At 43.0% G+C, this 17,406-nt stretch carries 16 protein-coding genes; 15 read left to right on the top strand and 1 reads right to left on the bottom strand.

Annotation, left to right across the window (positions count from 1 at the left end; all coding sequences use genetic code 11):
- Positions 1–16: 16 nt before the first annotated feature.
- From DFR60_RS08175 to DFR60_RS08125, 11 genes are read left to right on the top strand one after another with little or no spacing between them, the layout of a single operon-like run.
- On the top strand, positions 17–823 hold the full coding sequence (locus DFR60_RS08175) for a BtpA/SgcQ family protein (protein WP_278321376.1): 807 nt from the start codon (positions 17–19) through the stop codon (positions 821–823).
- Between the two features lie 19 nt (positions 824–842).
- Positions 843–2,039, top strand: a complete 1,197-nt coding sequence (locus tag DFR60_RS08170) for an ABC transporter substrate-binding protein (RefSeq protein WP_110322451.1) — start codon at positions 843–845, stop codon at positions 2,037–2,039.
- 12 nt (positions 2,040–2,051) lie between these two features.
- Complete coding sequence (locus DFR60_RS08165) at positions 2,052–2,828, top strand: ABC transporter permease (RefSeq protein WP_055659294.1); 777 nt, start codon at positions 2,052–2,054, stop codon at positions 2,826–2,828.
- On the top strand, positions 2,828–3,628 hold the full coding sequence (locus DFR60_RS08160; protein WP_110322450.1) for an ABC transporter permease: 801 nt from the start codon (positions 2,828–2,830) through the stop codon (positions 3,626–3,628). Before DFR60_RS08165 ends, DFR60_RS08160 begins: the two co-directional genes overlap by 1 nt.
- Positions 3,601–4,368: an ABC transporter ATP-binding protein gene (locus DFR60_RS08155; protein ID WP_110322449.1), complete on the top strand. Its 768-nt coding sequence runs from the start codon at positions 3,601–3,603 to the stop codon at positions 4,366–4,368. Before DFR60_RS08160 ends, DFR60_RS08155 begins: the two co-directional genes overlap by 28 nt.
- Positions 4,369–4,384: 16 nt before the next feature.
- Positions 4,385–5,128 carry an ABC transporter ATP-binding protein gene (locus DFR60_RS08150; protein ID WP_055659290.1) on the top strand — a complete coding sequence of 248 codons (744 nt, stop codon included), beginning with the start codon at positions 4,385–4,387 and terminating at the stop codon, positions 5,126–5,128.
- Between the two features lie 35 nt (positions 5,129–5,163).
- Complete coding sequence (locus DFR60_RS08145; protein ID WP_167437550.1) at positions 5,164–5,796, top strand: ribulose-phosphate 3-epimerase; 633 nt, start codon at positions 5,164–5,166, stop codon at positions 5,794–5,796.
- 1 nt (position 5,797) lies between these two features.
- Positions 5,798–6,910 carry a M42 family metallopeptidase gene (locus DFR60_RS08140; protein ID WP_110322447.1) on the top strand — a complete coding sequence of 371 codons (1,113 nt, stop codon included), beginning with the start codon at positions 5,798–5,800 and terminating at the stop codon, positions 6,908–6,910.
- 33 nt (positions 6,911–6,943) lie between these two features.
- Positions 6,944–7,849, top strand: a complete 906-nt coding sequence (locus DFR60_RS08135; RefSeq protein ID WP_167437549.1) for a sugar phosphate isomerase/epimerase family protein — start codon at positions 6,944–6,946, stop codon at positions 7,847–7,849.
- Entirely contained in the window at positions 7,842–8,705 is an 864-nt protein-coding gene (locus DFR60_RS08130; RefSeq protein WP_110322445.1) for a transketolase, read from the top strand. Before DFR60_RS08135 ends, DFR60_RS08130 begins: the two co-directional genes overlap by 8 nt.
- Positions 8,706–8,717: 12 nt before the next feature.
- Positions 8,718–9,641, top strand: a complete 924-nt coding sequence (locus DFR60_RS08125) for a transketolase family protein (protein WP_110322444.1) — start codon at positions 8,718–8,720, stop codon at positions 9,639–9,641.
- Between the two features lie 145 nt (positions 9,642–9,786).
- Here DFR60_RS08125 and DFR60_RS08120 read toward each other — a convergent pair whose 3' ends face one another.
- Positions 9,787–10,377, bottom strand: a complete 591-nt coding sequence (locus DFR60_RS08120; RefSeq protein WP_110322443.1) for a hypothetical protein — start codon at positions 10,375–10,377, stop codon at positions 9,787–9,789.
- Between the two features lie 239 nt (positions 10,378–10,616).
- Here DFR60_RS08120 and DFR60_RS08115 point away from each other — a divergent pair, with 239 nt between their 5' ends.
- From DFR60_RS08115 to DFR60_RS08100, 4 genes are all read left to right on the top strand, one after another.
- Positions 10,617–12,386, top strand: a complete 1,770-nt coding sequence (locus DFR60_RS08115; RefSeq protein ID WP_167437548.1) for a cache domain-containing sensor histidine kinase — start codon at positions 10,617–10,619, stop codon at positions 12,384–12,386.
- A 49-nt stretch (positions 12,387–12,435) separates the two neighbouring features.
- Positions 12,436–13,950 carry a response regulator transcription factor gene (locus tag DFR60_RS08110; protein WP_110322441.1) on the top strand — a complete coding sequence of 505 codons (1,515 nt, stop codon included), beginning with the start codon at positions 12,436–12,438 and terminating at the stop codon, positions 13,948–13,950.
- A gap of 82 nt (positions 13,951–14,032) precedes the next feature.
- A complete protein-coding gene (locus DFR60_RS08105) occupies positions 14,033–15,940 on the top strand; it encodes a hypothetical protein (protein WP_110322440.1) in 1,908 nt (635 codons plus the stop codon).
- Between the two features lie 80 nt (positions 15,941–16,020).
- Positions 16,021–17,352 (top strand): ABC transporter substrate-binding protein, encoded by a 1,332-nt coding sequence (locus DFR60_RS08100; RefSeq protein ID WP_167437547.1) that lies wholly within the window; start codon positions 16,021–16,023, stop codon positions 17,350–17,352.
- Positions 17,353–17,406 lie beyond the last annotated feature (54 nt).

Genomic DNA, 17,406 nt, shown 5'->3' with positions numbered 1-17,406 from the left:
AAAAAGAAAGGGGTTTATGATGAATTGGTTAAAAGAAGTATTCAAAACTGAAAAGCCTATTATTGCAATGTGTCATCTTCAGGCGTTACCGGGAGACAGTGGCTATGACCAGGAAAAGGGAATGGAGTGGGTGATAGAGAAGGCTCGTGAAGATCTGCACGCGCTTCAGGATGGAGGGGTGGATGCAGTCATGTTTTCTAATGAATTCAGCCTTCCTTACCTTACTGATGTAAAGAAAGAAACACTTGCTGCAATGGGACGCGTAATCGGGGAGATAAAATCAGAAATTACAGTTCCTTTTGGGGTAAATGTTTTATGGGATGCCAAGGCATCTTTGGATCTGGCAGTCGCTACCGGGGCTTGTTTTGTGAGAGAGATTTTTACTGGCGTCTATGCCAGTGATTTTGGATTATGGAATACGAATTGTGGTGAGACGGTGCGCCACCAACATGCGGTTGGCGCACAGAATGTTAAGTTACTGTTTAATATAGTTCCGGAAGCGGCTGTTTACGTAGAGCAGCGCAATATCAGAGAAGTGGCAAAGACAACCGTGTTTAACTGCAGGCCGGATGCTTTATGTGTTTCCGGACTGACAGCAGGGGAAAGTACAGATACTCAGATTTTGAGTGAAGTGAAATCGGTTGTGCCGAATACTGTGGTGCTGGCGAATACGGGGTGCAGAATAGAAAATATTACAACTCAGTTATCTGTGGCAGATGGTGCCATTGTAGGAACAACGTTTAAAAAAGATGGAAAATTTGAAAATGGAGTTGATTATAACCGAGTGAAGGCTTTTATGGATCTTGTTAAGGAATTTCGATAAGAAGGGGAAGGTGTATCTTATGAGGAGAAGGTTACAGAAATGTTTTTGTCTTTTACTAAGTCTGTTATTAGTTCTGGGAACTCTCACTGCATGTAGCCAAAGTGCAGAGAAGACAGGTAATAATGGTGTTGCAGGAAATAGCGGGAAAGAAGAAACGGGAAAAGAAGAGGCAGGAATTTATGATGGAATTGAGCCCTTAGAAACAGAGACTGAGCTGAATTTCGGATATTTGACTGGCTCCCATCATGGAATGATTATCTATATGATTGATAAAATGGGGGGATATGAAAAGGCAGGAATACGAGCCAATATAGAGACATTTGGTAATGGACCTGTCATGGTGGAGGCGATGGCTTCTGATTCCTGGGACTGTGGAACGATTGGGTTAGGAGGGGTTCTGACAGGTGTTATCAGCCAGGATATGGTCGTGATCGGAGCTGCGGCAAGAGATTACGATTCCCTGCGCATTTTTGCAAAAAATGATTCAGATGTTGTTTCAGCAGGAAATACGCTAAAAGATTACCCAGGCATCTATGGGACGGCAGATACGTGGAAAGGAAAAGAAATTTTGATTCCGACAGGGTCTACACTTCATTATGTTTTATCTACAGGCCTAAGCAAATTCGGCTTGTCTGATACTGACGTAGCAATGACTCATATGGATGTTCCAGGCATCAATACGGCGCTTCGGGCAAATAAAGGGGAGATTGGAGCACTTTGGGGCAGTTTTACATATGCGGATGAAATGAAGGAAAGCTACACTGTGGTTATGAGTGCAAATGATCTGGGAATTGAATTGCCTACGGTTATGTGTGCGAATCCCAGAAGTTATGAAGATCCGGCCAAATATAAAGCGATAAAAAAATGGATGGAACTTTATTTTGCCACCGTTGATTGGATTTACAGCAGTGAGGAACATTTTGACAAGGCGGTTGAAATGTTTACGGAAATTAATGAGGAAGCGGGAGCTACAGGTACATTGGAAGAGAACCGGACAGTTCTTGAAAACAATCGCCATTACAGCCTGTCAGACAACGTAAAACTTTTTAATGAAAAAACGGAAGATGGATCGATGTTGTTAATAGAAGCGATGCATAACGACCCATTGTTATTCTATATCAAGAACGGCAGCTATCAGAAAGGTGATGATACCAAATTGTTGGGCGGTTATTTTAAAGCAGATATCATCAATGAAATTGCGGCAATGAAGGAGTAAAGGTGGCAGATTATGAAAAAAATCTTAGACCGGTATGCGGTAATCTCCGTACTCAGCGTTCTGACTTTTTTGCTCATCTGGCAGGGCTTTGTTACTGCCGGGATACTATCAGATAAAATTCTGCCTGCGCCGACAAAGGTATTTGCGGCTTTGTTTGATAAACTGAATAATAAAAGCCCGGATGGTTCTCTGTTGCAGACGAATATCCTGGTCAGCTTAAAGGTTGCATGCAGTGGGCTGCTTCTTGCAATTGTGATTGGGGTTCCTTTGGGCTGGCTTATGGGCTGGTATAGGACAGTCAGCCGTTTTGTTCGCCCTATATTTGAGATAATGCGCCCAATTCCCCCAATTGCGTGGATTCCCCTGACCATTCTGTGGGTTGGGATTGGCCTTGAGGCCAAAGCGATGATTATATTCTTTGCATCTTTTGTCCCATGTGTAATTAATGCCACAGCGGGAATTAAAAGTACTAATCAGACTTTGATTAATGTAGCGAAAACGTATGGGGCATCAGACTTTACGATATTTCTGAAAATAGGGATCCCCTCTTCTCTGCCCATGACTTTTGCAGGAATACGAATTGCACTTAACTCCGCATGGAGCACATTGGTAGCGGCAGAGCTACTGGCTGCTAATGCTGGACTTGGTTATATGATTAATATGGGACGGCAGTTTGGGCGAGTTGATATCATTGTATTAGGAATGGTTACAATTGGAATCCTGGGTTTTTCGTTCTCATGGATATTCACAAAGCTGGAGCATATTTTTGTGAAATGGAGGACTGTCTGATGAAAAAAGTTACAGGTTGGAAAAAGAGTATCGGACATATTTTTTATACGATAGCGCCTGCATTGTCATTGGTTTTGTTATTTCTCTTATGGGTTCAGATTTCCAGAGGGAATTCGGATCTTGTACCTGGGCCAGATCTGGTAATGAAACGATTTGTTAAAACTTTCGAAAAGCCAATTAATGGATATCTGATCTTTGGGCATATTTTAGCGAGTTTAAAACGTATTTTTTTAGCATTGATATTTTCTCTGGGGATTGGGATACCGTTCGGTATATTAATCGGATGGAATAAAACCTTTAATGCTATTTTCGGTACTCTTTTTGAATTTATTCGCCCCATTCCGCCGATCGCATGGCTTCCTTTGATTGTTATGTGGTTTGGTATTGGGGAGTTTCCCAAAGTTATTATTGTATTTATTGGGACCTTTACACCGGTGGTAGTCAATACCGCGACCGGGATTCGTTTAGTGGAGCCATTATACCTTGACGTAGGAAGAATGTTCCATGCGAATGATAGAAAACTGCTTACCGAAATTGCGCTGCCATCGGCTATGCAGTCGATATTTGCAGGCTTTAGAACTGCTACAAGTGGCGGACTAATGGTCGTTCTTGCGGCTGAGATGATAGGGGCTAAGGCAGGACTGGGATTTTTGATTACCAGAGGACAGGATGCCTTTGATGTTCCGCTTATTATGGTTGGCATGATTGTTATCGCTATTGTTGGAACTGTAATTTCTATTTTCACGGATCTTCTTGAAAGGCGGATATGTCCATGGAGCGAGAATATAAAATCAGATTAGATATACAGAATATAAGCAAATGCTTTTCCATGGAAAACGGAAAGAACCATGAGGTGGTGAGGGAACTGTCGCTTACGGTACGGGATAATGAGTTTCTGATCCTGCTGGGACCTGGTCACTGCGGGAAGACGGTCATTTTAAATATGATTGCCGGTCTAATGCAGCCCGATTACGGAAATATTTGTTTAGACGGTAAGAATGTGGTGGGACCAAATCCAGATATGGGAATGGTATTTCAAAAGATTGGGACACTTCCGTGGAAAAACGTTATGGAAAATGTAGAACTGGGACCTAAAATGCGTGGAATACCGAAGCGTGAACGACGGAAAAAGGCTCAGCATTACATTGATCTGGTGGGGCTGCATGGTTTTGAAGAGCATCTGCCAAAGCATTTATCCGGTGGTATGAAGCAGAGAGTCGGAATTGCGAGAGCTTATGCAAATGACCCACAGATATTGCTTTTAGATGAACCGTTTGGACAGTTGGATGCACAGACCCGATATAATATGGAAGAGGAAATTGCGCGAATCTGGGAGCAGGAGAAGAGAACTATTTTATTTGTCACAAATAATATTGAGGAGGCATTGATGCTGGGAGACCGGATTATCCTTCTTACGGAGTGTCCAGCAAGAGTGAAGCAGGTGTATCAAGTTGATTTACCGCGCCCCAGAGACATGATGGACTGTAGGTTTTTGCAGATGCGCCGTGAGATTTCAGAAAACACGGATTTGTCAATATAGAAAAAGGGTGCAGTATATGACAGAAAATTATAAAATTGAAGTGAAAGAGCTTACCAAAAACTTCGGAGATTTAAAGGTTCTGGATCATATTTCATTTAAAGTAAAGAAAGGAGAATTTATCTGTGTAGTAGGGCCTACAGGCTGCGGAAAGACAACATTTTTAAATTTACTAACACAGCTTATTGAACCAACATCGGGAGAAATTTTAATTGACGGGAAAACGGCGGATCCAAGGATACATAATATTTCCTTTGCATTTCAGGAGCCATCTGCTATTCCCTGGCTTACCGTGGAAGAGAATATCATGTTTGGTATGAAATTGAAAAAGCTCCCTAAAGAGGAAATCTATCGAAGAACAGAAGAAATTCTTTCATTGGTAGGGCTTACCAAGTTCCGAAAACAATATCCTCATCAATTATCTACCAGTAGTGAACAGCGAATCGTAATCGGGCGAAGTTTTGCCCTGTATCCGGATCTGCTCTTGATGGACGAGCCTTATGGACAGATGGATATTAAAATGCGCTATTATCTGGAAGATGAAGTGATCAGGTTATGGAAAAAATTTGAAAGTACGGTTCTTTTTATCACTCATAATATTGAAGAAGCGGTCTATCTTGCAGACAGGATTATTATCCTGACCAATAAGCCGGCTGCGATTAAAGAAGAACTGATTGTTGACTTAGCGAGGCCGAGAGACTTTACGGATCCCCAATTTGTTGAGTTAAGAAAATATGTGACTGAGCAGATCAGATGGTGGTAAGTGGGAAAAGGCATATCAATAAGGAGGACAAAGTAATGAAACTGATGCCATCAATTGCATCAGCCGATCCTTTGGCAATAGGGGAGGTCTTAAAGAATCTGGAGGCATGGCCTTATCTGCATATAGATATCGAGGATGGAAACTTCGTTCCCAATATTACATTTGGAATGAAGACTGTCAGGGCGATATGTAAAGAAGCGGGGAAAAGGTATATTCAGGTACATTTAATGGTCACTCATCCAGAATCGTATTTAGACGGTCTTGCCGCCTGCGGAGTGGATTCTGTGATAGCCCACTTGGAAGCGCTTGACTATCCACTTTATTTTCTCAATCACTGCCGTGCCCTTGGATTGGGGACGGGGCTGGCTGTCAATATAAAAACACCAGTAGAAGCAGTAAATCCTTTTCTGGAAAATATGGATCAGCTGCTCCTCATGACATCGGAGCCTGATTATTTAGAAGAAAAAGTATATGGACCTGCAGTGGAACGCTTAATCCGTTTAGCCGGATATATTCCGGCAGGAGTAGAATTGTATGCAGATGGAGGCGTGACCAGGGAAACGCTTCAGGAGCTTGAAAGAGCAGGTGTTCATGGGGCAGTCTTAGGCCGTCTGGTATTTCAGAGCCCTGATCCGTTAGAAATGCTTAAGGAACTTAAGGAGGAATAGAATGAATGCAGAAGAGGTATTAAAAGAACTTTGCCTGGCACCGGCTCCATCCGGTTACGAAAAACGAGCTGCAGAGGTATTTTCCAGTAGAATACGCCCGTTTGTTGACCGTATCATGTTAGACCGCATGGGGAATGTGATGGCCACGCTAGACGGTACAGATCCTGAATCACCTTCGGTGATGATGTACGCCCACTTAGATCAACTGGGATTTATTGTAAGAAGGATTGAACCGGATGGCTATATCCAGTTGGACAGATTAGGGGGGATACCGGAAAAGGTGTTGCCTGCACTGCGTCTATGGATACGCACGGTGCATGGTGATTTCATACCTGGTTTGATTGGAAACAAAGCACATCATGCGGCTTCAGCAGAAGAAAAATACAAGGTCGATATGGTGACGAATCTTTATGTCGATATTGGAGCCGCATCAGAGCAGGACGTAAGGGCGCTGGGAGTGGATGTTGGTTGTCCTGCCATTTATGAACCGTCTTTTCAACCTCTTGCAGGAGATAAAGTAAGTGGTACTGCTTTAGATGACCGTGGCGGGCTGACCGCACTGATTCTTGCCGCCGAGAGTTTATGGGAAGACAGGCCGTCCTCAACTGTGCATTTCGTCGGGACCGTTTGGGAGGAGTTTAATATTCGAGGCGCTGCATTTGCAGCCAGAAGGTTAAAACCGGAGGTGGCTATGGGGCTGGATGTGGTTCTTGCAGGAGATACTCCGGATTTAAAAACGAAATATCAGAATGCACTTGGCAAAGGGCCGACAATTAATTTTTATAATTTTCATGGGAGAGGAACTTTAAATGGGCTGATTCCCCATGAAGGTCTGGCCAGACTTGCAGAGGAGTGTGCTTTGAGAGAAAATATCCCCCATCAGCGGTTTGCATCTCTTGGAATTATAACAGAATCAGCCTACGTTCAGATGGAAAATGAGGGAGTGGCTTGTCTGGATCTCGGCTACCCGGCCAGATATACTCACTCACCTGTGGAGACGTGCTCCTTAAGCGATATTAAGAATCTTGGCTTGTTGGCAGCAGCCTCCGCAAAGGCGATAACGCCGGAGTTTTCAATAAATCGCTATTCTATTGATTGCTTCAGTGATTCGTGATTAAGTGTATTCATGGCTGATAGGGAGGGGCATATGAAAAAAGGTATCCATTACTGGGCGCTTCCACATACGTTGAATTTAAGGAAGAAGATGGAATTTGCAAAGAGATTGGGATTTGAGGGAATAGAACTTGTAATTGTTGAAAAAGGGGAACTGCAGCTGGATTGCAGGAAAGAAGAATTGATGACGATCCGGCAGGCGGCGAAGGAGACCGGGATAGAAATTATTTCAGTAAGCAGCAGTTTAAACTGGAAATGCTCTTTCACCAGCGATGATGCTCAGATGCGAAAAAAAGCCGGAGAGATGCTGCGAAAACAGCTTTATATAGCAGCTGAGCTTAATTCCGAGGTGGCATTAGCCCTGCCGGGCTTCGTAACAGCAGACTTTATTTCTGACGAAATTCATCCCTCCTTCCGAACTCATGAAGAAGAGGACTATCATCCGGGGCTGGAAATCATTGATTATAATACAGCATATGAACGTTCACTTCGGGCATTTGAGGAGATTGCTCCTATCGCTGAGAGGGTGGGAGTGACGGTGGGAATTGAAAATGTCTGGAACCATTTTTTAATGTCACCGTTAGAAATGCGGCAGTTTATTGATGAGATAGGTTCCAGCTATGTACAGGTGTATTTTGACATTGGCAATGTACAGCCCTCCGGGTATCCGGAACAATGGATCCGGATTCTGGGGTCCCGCATTAAACGGGTTCACATAAAAGATTTTAGAAAAGGCTGCTCCTCGGTTCAGGGTTTTGTGAATTTGCTTAGCGGAGACATTGATTTTGTGAAAGTGATGCAGGCCTTACACGAGATTGGATATAATGGCTGGATTACCGCAGAGGTAAATGAAAAATGGGATTATCCGGAATTTGCTGCAAAAGCAAGTGCACTGGCTTTAGAGCAATTGCTGGAGGAAAGGAGTAACAGCAATGTATGATATAATGAAATTAAAAACAATTGCAAATCAGCTCAGAATAGAAACAATTGAATCTGTATACAGGGCGAAATCCGGTCATATTGGAGGCTGTCTATCTGCTGCCGAAATAATAGCAGTTCTCTATTTTTATAAAATGCGGTTAGATCCAGAACGGCCTGGGTGGGAGGATCGGGATCGCTTTGTACTGAGTAAGGGGCACTCGGCACCGATCTTGTACGCTGCTTTGGCAAAAAGAGGATTTTTTTCCGTGGAAGAGATGAGTCATCTGCGCCAGGCAGACAGCCATCTTCAGGGAGCCCCCAATCCTAAGACGCCGGGAATTGATATGTCATCGGGGCCTTTGGGACAGGGACTGTCGGCCGCAGTAGGTATGGCTCTTGCTGCAAGGACGATGAAAAAAGATTTTTTTGTGTATTGTATGCTGGGAGACGGTGAAATTGAAGAAGGACAGATATGGGAAGCTGCTATGGCTGCTTCAAAGTACCGATTAAATCGTTTGATTACGATTCTGGACCATAATGAGGTGCAGATGAGCGGTACAAATGAAGAGATTATGCCCCTGGGGGATATAAAAGATAAGTTCGACTCGTTTGGCTGGAAAACCTACAAGATAAACGGTCATTCGATTTCTGAAATTATTGAGATACTGGATCATGTTACACAAGAAAGCCAAGTAGAGAAGAGTGAACCGGATAAACCGATTATGATTATTGCCAATACGGTTAAGGGAAAAGGAGTTTCTTTTATGGAAGGAAAAGCGGAGTGGCACGGAGCTGTACCGACAGAAGAACAGTACGACGCTGCATTGGCTGAACTGGGAAAGGGAGGAACTAATTTCAATAACTTACGCACTTAAGGAGGTGAAAATATGATAGCTAACAGAGTTGCTTATGGGAATATGGTACACAAGCTGGCGATGGAGGATGAACGGATTACGGTTGTAGATTCTGACTGCATAAATGTACTAAATTATGGTGAGTTCATTAAGGATTTTCCGGATCGTTTTTTTGAATGTGGGATTGCAGAGCAAAATATGGTATCCATAGCTGCTGGATTAGCGAGCTGCGGTATGATTCCGTTTGTGGCCTCCTTTGCAGTATTTACAAGTATGAGGGCGCTTGATCAGGTAAGAAATATGATTTGTTATAATGGTTATAGCGTAAAAATAGTGGGAACTCATGCAGGGCTCGAAACTGGCTTTGACGGCGCGACACATCAGGCTATAGAAGATATGGCGATTATGCGCGCAATACCAGGGCTTAGAGTTCTGGCTCCGTCCACTCCAAATATGACTGCAAAACTTACGCGTTTGATGGCGGAGACAGACGGGCCATTTTATATGATATTCGGACGGGAAATCAATCAGGAATATTATCCGGAGAATATGGAATTTACACTGGGAGGAAGCAGACTACTTCGAGATGGGGACCGTTTGACTGTTATGGCTTGTGGCCGCATGGTGGATTTTGCAGTTCGTGCAGCAGATCAGCTAATAAAAGAGGGGATCAGGGTAAGGGTTGTTGATATGTATTCCATCAAACCGATTGACGGGAAAGCGATAGAGGCTGCGGTGTCAGATACAGCATGTATTCTTACTGTAGAGGATCATAACACGATTGGCGGCCTTGGCGGAGCGGTCAGCGAATACGTCACAGAACACTGTCCGTGCAAAGTTCTAAAGATGGGAATGAGAGATGAGTTTGGACGATCCGGCTCCAGCGCTGATTTATTTGAGATGTATGGCTTGACAGCAGATAGTATTGCTGCCAGGATTCGTGAATTATTGGAGTAAGCAGAAAGTTAATGGAATATGAATGCAAATAGAGAAAAAGCTGTAATCCAGCCAAAGCTCCAGGTTTATGGAATTTGGCTGAATTACAGCTTTTTCTCATATTATCAGGATGATGCAGTATTGGTCTCTTTTATGAATGGATGGTCTAAAATTCCAATTCCTTATCAAATACCAGATTACCAATTTCTTCACATTTCCACTTTGTAATAGAGCCAAAACATTGTTCCGCATAGTCCAGAGGTGCCTGTTTATTCGGATAGAGAGAGTTGATCAGGACGTATTTCTCCTTTGTTTCTATCAGCAGCAAATACCCTGGCGCCAATTCTACAAGATGGACTTTTACCGGATCGGGATATAGGGGCTCTTTTTCATAAAACTGCTGGTGCTTTATATCCAGCACGGCATACATGTAACGGACTATTTTTAAGGATTTGAACTGTTCATACATGACAAAAAACGCATCCAGCCCCTGGCTCTCATCGTGGTTGGTTTGGTCCAATATCATATTTCTCCAGCCGGAGGTCGATTCATAATAGCCGTATTGGCGTGCGGCGTACTCATGAAAAAACCAAAACGGCAGCGGCAGCAAGGTGTCGGTATGATCCTCGATAGACAGCCGGTTAAGAGCCATGGAATACCCGTTTAGGAAGCTGTACAGGGCTGTAATGCTGTGATCCCCGATATACATTGCAGGCCTTATTTTGATTAGATCCAGAATTTCGTAAATTTCATTCATTTGGATATCCTTTCGTGGCGGAAAGGGTATAATCACAAATCGTTATAACAACTGCCATGTTTTGTGATTTTCCGTGTTCCCTGTCCATACCATAGCATATATACTCTATCAACAAATTCTTAAAAAATGGTAAAAATATTTATCAAATTATTATAATGGAATAATATGGGAAATTATGACTTGAAATTGCGAAACACATCAATTTGGTTTACAATGGAATGGAATTGGGGGTGTCACAAATGAAAAAAAACAGTCTGCAGTTTGAACTGAGTTTAAAGATCAGTCTGTTCTTTATCATGATTATGTTGGCTGTCAGCAGCGGAACGATTGCGTATTTGTCCAACCGTTATAATAAAATTATCATCGATGACATGAACAGCAATCTGGTAAATGCGGTAAGTACCATCGATTATTACTTTGATGATGTAAAAACGCCTATGGTCATGATTTCCAGAAACAGCAGTATTCAAAGGGTTTTGAAGAATTATCAGGGGATGACTAATCGGGAAAAGCTGGATACAGTAAATCAGCTGGAAGATTTTGTGCAGAATATTACGACTTTCAAATCTTTTATTAATGATATAATTGTGGTGGGAGTAAATGGTTATCTCTATAATATTTATAGGGAAAGTCCGGATAAGTATATTGGCGATTATGATTTCCTTAACAGCAGATATTTAGCAGACAGCAGTGTAGGACCAGTCGGACTTACCTTTACGGGACAGCACCCTACGGATTATTATATGTCTGCTTCCTTTTCCGAGGTTTATTCCGTGGTGCTTCCGATTAGGTCCGGACAGAACCGGATTGGTTATGTGATCTGTGATTTAAAATCTGAAACTATCAATAATATCCTGAATAACAATTTGAAGGAAGAACAGGCTAAGATACTCATACGGGACGAGAAGGGGGAAATTCTATATGAGGAGGGAAATGAGAAGATTTTGGCAGAGGAGGTTGTGGACGATAAAAACAGGTCCAACGAAACAGAAGCGTCTAAGAAAAACATCTTTGAGATTCTGTTTGCCAGAGGAAATTATGTGACCAGTGTCACGTCTGAAGTGACAGGATGGACTTATTATTATGCAGAATCCTATGAAACCATTAATAGTTTTTTAAAGAAGGTATTTATGGTTCATATCGTAATTATCGCAGGAATGCTGGCCGTTATCACATTCTTTTCTAATCAGCTGTCCAGACTGATATTGAAACCTCTTAAAAACATTGCATTTATGATCAGAGAGATGAAGATTAACCAGGGAGATTACAGAAAGAACAGCTACAATGCAGGCGGACAGAATGTGAATGAACTCAGCATTGAGATTGAACAGATGATTACGCGCCTGGAATCTCTGATTAATGAAAATTATTTATATGAACTGAAAGCTAAGGATGCACAGATCCAGGTTTTGACAAATCAGCTGTCACCGCATTTCCTGTATAATACACTACAGCTGAACGAGTACCAGTCTTATCATCATCAAACAGAAAATATTACGACGATTATCAACGGACTCAGCTATATCCTGCGATATTCTTTTCGAAGCGAGAGTACGGTGCGGCTTGGAGATGAGCTTCAATATATCAAATGTTACTTAGATATTTACAGTTTAAGATATGAGAACAGGCTGACCTATGAGATCGATGCCGATGAAGATAGTCTTCAGGCAGAGATTCCCAGAATGATTTTAGAACCGGTGGTAGAGAACTGCATTAAGCATGGATTTGCAGGAGAACTTATGGAGGCGGTCATCAGAGTTCAAGCAGCAGTGGATAACCAGGAACTGTATATTCGTGTAACGGATAACGGAAAGGGAATGAATAGAGCGCGTTTGGAGGAACTGCGAAGATATCTGGAGCAGATGTCTGTAGTCAGTGAACATATAGGACTGAATAATGTGTACTCTATTCTGAAACTGCGTTACGGAGATCGTTATGGACTTGACATAGACAGTGAACTGGGTCAGTTTACGACGGTGACGTTACATATGCCTTTTATAAGGCCCTAGTACTGCATTGTGTAATGCAGCATCAGAGAAAATCGGGGGGGAAGGAACTGTGACAAAGGTATTACTGGTAGATGATGAACGGTACATGATTGAAATGTTAAAGGAGATCATAGACTGGGAGTTTTATGGCTTTTCTATTGTAGGAACTGCGGAAAATGCCAGAGATGGTATGAACTTATTTTACAGGGAACAGCCGGATATCATTATTACGGATATCTGTATGGATCAGATATCGGGGATTGAATTTATAACCAGAATCCGTCTGATCAACGCATCTGTGAAAATCATGATTCTCAGTGCATACGATAAATTTGAATATGCACAAAAGGCTGTAAAGCTTGATGTGGATGGTTATTTACTGAAGCCTGTTAGCAGGGATGAGCTGTTAAGCAGTTTGTTGGAACTGCAGAAAAAGCTGGAATCAGGAAGCCAGTATCAGGAACAGATCAGGGATTTAAAGTATTCACTTGACAGTCTTCAGCGGAAGTATGTTGAAGAACAACTGATTCGGATCTATGAGCATGGAGGGGAAACGGCAAGAAAGGAGCTGGAAGAGGATTCTTACTGGGCGGTAGTTAGTATCCAGGCGGTAGTTCGTAATGAAATCGTGTTTCTGGAACAGGACATGAAGACTTATGATGATTTAGAGGTTTTTCTGCTGTTTGTAGGAGATGGACTTTTTGCCCTTTTTCTTTGCGGCGATCTGGAGAACAGAAAAACAGTGAAAAAGGCTTTGGAGCAAATACGCCAGAAGTACTGTGAACGCGACAGGACGCTGCTTTGTGGTGTCAGCACCGTGGAGGAGGCCGGATCTCTGTCAGAAGCCTGCAGAGCCAGTAAAGGTTTTCTGAATTTGTTGTTTTATACTGAAGAAGGGGCTTATCTTTCTCATGGAATTATGAGGGAATGCAGAGACACTGCACGGGGGATGGAGATAAACCAGGAACAGATTCTGTTATGGCTGGCAGCGCAGGAAACAGAACGTCTGAAGGAGATGTTCCGGGGGTGGCTGGATTCCTGTGCAAAGAATAATGCTGACTGCAGTGAGGTCATACACATTTTTTTGCAGTGTATTTCTACAATGAAAACCTATGTTCAGGGAAGTCCTAAGGAAAAGCTGTTAGAAACAATAATAGAGGAGCAGAAACAGATCATCCGCAGCAGTCAGCTTGCAGCTCTTTTTGAAAGATGCTTAAGCGAACTGGATGAGGAGGAGCTCCACAGAAATAAGGCGGCTCTTCTCATTGCGAATGCACAGAATTTGATCAGAAATAACTGCTTTGATGAATCATTTTCCATTGAGGTGCTGGCCGATTCTCTTAATATTTCGAAAAGTTATCTTTCCAGGCTGTACAAGGACGAGACAGGTGAGTCAGTATGGAACTATGTGATCCGTGTCAGGATTGCCAGAGCAAAGGAACTGTTGATACACACGGATAATACGAATTATGGTATCGCTAAGGCCATTGGCTATTCAAGTGAGTACCATTTTTCCAGGGCGTTCAGCAAGATTGTAGGTGTGTCACCTTCCGCTTATAAAAAACTTTATATGGATATACAATAAGATAAGGCAAGAAAAAGTTGTTTTCATCATTTCCTGCCGAAGGCTCATTTCTTATACTCTTCTTAAAAGGAGGAAGACAGAAATGAGCTTATTTTATGTGGAAAAACAGAAGATTTATTGTGAGGGAAGGGTAGTGGCTGTGGCAGAGCCGCTTTCCGGATTTCATTATCGGGAGGACTGGCAAGAAATAGAGGAGGGGGTCTTTTGCTGGACCAGAACAGTATTTAGCGGGGAATGTGACAGGGAGGATTTTGAAACCATACATATGGCTCTTAAGCTGGTGGAGCCGGTGGGATTTTATATGATACCAGGAGTCCTTTATCACGGTAATTCCTGGGGAGATGGTCTGGAACCAAAAGGACTGGTTCATGAAGGAGAGCCGTGGGTGTTTGCCTCGCATAGAGCCGGGATACCGGCGGGACTGTATTGTCAGAGCGAGAAGACTGCATTTGGAATGTGGGCAGAGCCTTCCAGTAATTTAACTGCCTCATGCTCCTTTACAAAAGAAAAAGGACAGATGACTGCCAGGCTGTTATTTCCGGAACAGGAGGGGCCGGTCATTTACTGTGCGAGAGATACTTATGAAGACCGGAACTATATCGATCCTTATGTAAATAAGAGTGGTACCATCAGAGTGAGTGCGGTAGTGGTACTGAAAAAACGTTCATCTGCAGAGGGGTATGATTATGATGTATATGTACAAAAAGCGTGGGAGTATTTTAAAAGAGAAAGCCAGATTGTAATGGACAGGCGAAGTGTGTGGGATCTGGGATTTTCCTTTATTAAGGACAGCGCTTATTTTGAAGAGAATGGATTGGCTGGTTTCGCTATGGGGCTGACCTGGCAAAATGGAGGCTGGAAGCAGAAACGAGATTATCTGGAGATTGGCTGGGTGGGACAGCATGCGTCACTGGCTGTATCCCTAATCTGCAAAGCTTTGATTGACGGGGACAACTCCGATCTTCTAAAGGGGTTAAAGGTACTGGATTGCTGGGCTGAGAAGGCTGTACTGCCAAATGGGCTGTTCCGATGCAGATATGACCGTGTTTTACAATATAAGGACGATACGGAAAACAGGGATGAAAGACATGATGCAGCTAATTTGTACAGTGTCATAGAGGAATATCTGGAAGCTTATCATGTACTTTTGGAAGCCGGAATTGACAGAAAAAGCTATCTGACAATAGTGCAGCGGCTCTGCGATTTCATTACGTCAGTACAGCGAAAGGACGGAAAGCTGGGGAAGGCCTGGTATAATGATGGTACATGTTCAGATCAGGATGGAACCGTAGGATGTTATCTGGCAAGCGGGTTGTGCGGTGCTTACATGGAATTTAAGAAGCCGGAATATGTGGCAGCGGCAAGAAAGGCATTTGAGTTTTATTACAGGGAGTTTATGGAACATGGATATACTACAGCGGGGGCTCTGGATACCTGCTGCGTAGATAAGGAATCAGCGATACCGCTGCTGGAGACAGCGGTCCGGCTCTATGAAATAGAGGGAAAAGAACTGGATTTGGAGCGTGCGGTGGTGGTGAGCCGTTACCTGGCCACCTGGCAGTACCATTATGATGTGGTATTTCCTGAAAATTCTATACTGGGGCAGCTGGGCTATCTTACAAGAGGTGGGACCGCAGTATCTGTACAGCACCACCATATTGATTGTTATGGGCTTGTTTTCTATGAAATATGGATGAAATTAAGCAGCCTGACAGGAGATCCGGTATGGAGAGAGCGCGCAGAAGCTGTTTGGAATAACAGCTTATATAACATGTCGGACGGGCGAATGGTGATTAAAGGACAGAGAAGACCAAGGGGAGCGCAGGATGAGGGCTTTTTACAGACCAGATGGCATACGAAAAAGGGAGAATACTTTGGCGTATCAGAATGGCTGGTAGTATGGCATCATGCATTCAGGCTGAAAATATTGAGAAAAGAGTTTTTAGCAAAGAGAGTAGGATATGACAAAGAGGAAAAGAATATTTGCTAAAGAGTTAAAGTATCAGTCATGTTCATACAGAAATCGTTATGCTAAAATTTAATCAGAAAACAAAAGAAAGAAGGTATGTTATGAAAAAAAGATTTTTTGGTTTACTGCTGGCGGCATCCTTACTTGGCGGGTTGACAGGATGTGCAGGAAATCAGGGGGAACCAACCGCAGCACAGGGGACAGAAGCGACACAGGCAGTGACAGAGGCTGTAAAGGAAAGTCAGAACACCGAGACTAAAAAGGCAGAAATGGCCCCCTGTACCCTGACATTCTTATCCTGGTATCCACAGGAAAAGTTCCAGCCGATTTTAGACGCTTTTGAGAAGGAATATCCTGATATTAAAGTGGAATTCCAATATGCGGCTCCTGTGGCCGATTATCTGGAAAAGATGCAGGTACTGACTTCTACAGGTGAGATTCCGGATGTGTTCTATATTGCAGCAGAGAACAAATCTGAGATGATTAAAAATGGGTATTGTGCTGATATATCTGGAACAGAGGCAGTATCCAAACTGGTAGAGGTTAATAAGAATACTTACGAAGAAGGCGGTAAGGTTTATGGTTTTGCGCCGACAACCTGGGTAGGTGGATATTTTTACAATAAGGATATTTTTGAGAAGCTTGGGTTAAAAGCTCCTGCAACATGGGATGAGTTTCTGACGGTATGCGAAGCTTTAAAGGCAGATGGTACAAGACCGATCATTGAACGGGGGGAGTGGTTCTGGGATAGCTTTCTCGGGCCGTTTATGAATGATTATCTGGCAAATGATTTGGATTATCATCAGGAAGTAATTGATGGAACGAAGACATTTGCTGACGGCTGGGGTCCCTACATCGAAAAATGGTATCAGGATCTGATTCTTCCAGGTTACATCGACGAAGATCTGGTCAGTGTCAGCTCTCAGGAGTTTTTCAGCGAGTTTGCTACTGGAAATGCTGGTATGCTGGCGGGACATGCAGGACATCTGAAGGAAGTACAGAAGTTAAATCCTGAATTTGAGATTGGATTCTTCCCTATGCCTGGAACTGGCACAGATATTAAGGTGGTATACGGTGCAGTAGACTGTGCCATGGCCATCAGTTCAGAAACAAAGTATCAGGAGCAGTCGGAGTTGTTCTTAAACTTCATTTCAAGAGACGATATTGTACAGTTGTATCAGGACATGAATGGATATGTGATTGGCATGAATGGAGTAGAGTCAAATGTTGATCCGATTCTCAAGGAGGTCGCTGGTTTATACTCTGATGGCAAGATCAATGTATATATTCCTCAGGGCAACTGGGATACCTATGGAACAGGACTTCAGCAGCAGCTGATTGCAGGAAGCCAGCAGTTGTTGTTAAAGGAAATTGACTGCAATACCTTTATTCAGGAAATGCAGGACAAGTTAAAAGAGTTGAAGGACGAATAAGCGCTGTAGTAATGCTGCGGATGGAGATAATCTTTGCAGTTTAAGATGCTCCGC

It is taken from the genome of Hungatella effluvii, from assembly GCF_003201875.1.
In the GTDB taxonomy this organism is placed as follows: domain Bacteria; phylum Bacillota; class Clostridia; order Lachnospirales; family Lachnospiraceae; genus Hungatella; species Hungatella effluvii.
Note: the sequence above shows the minus strand (reverse complement) of the source record. Positions and strands in the feature narration are given on the sequence as shown.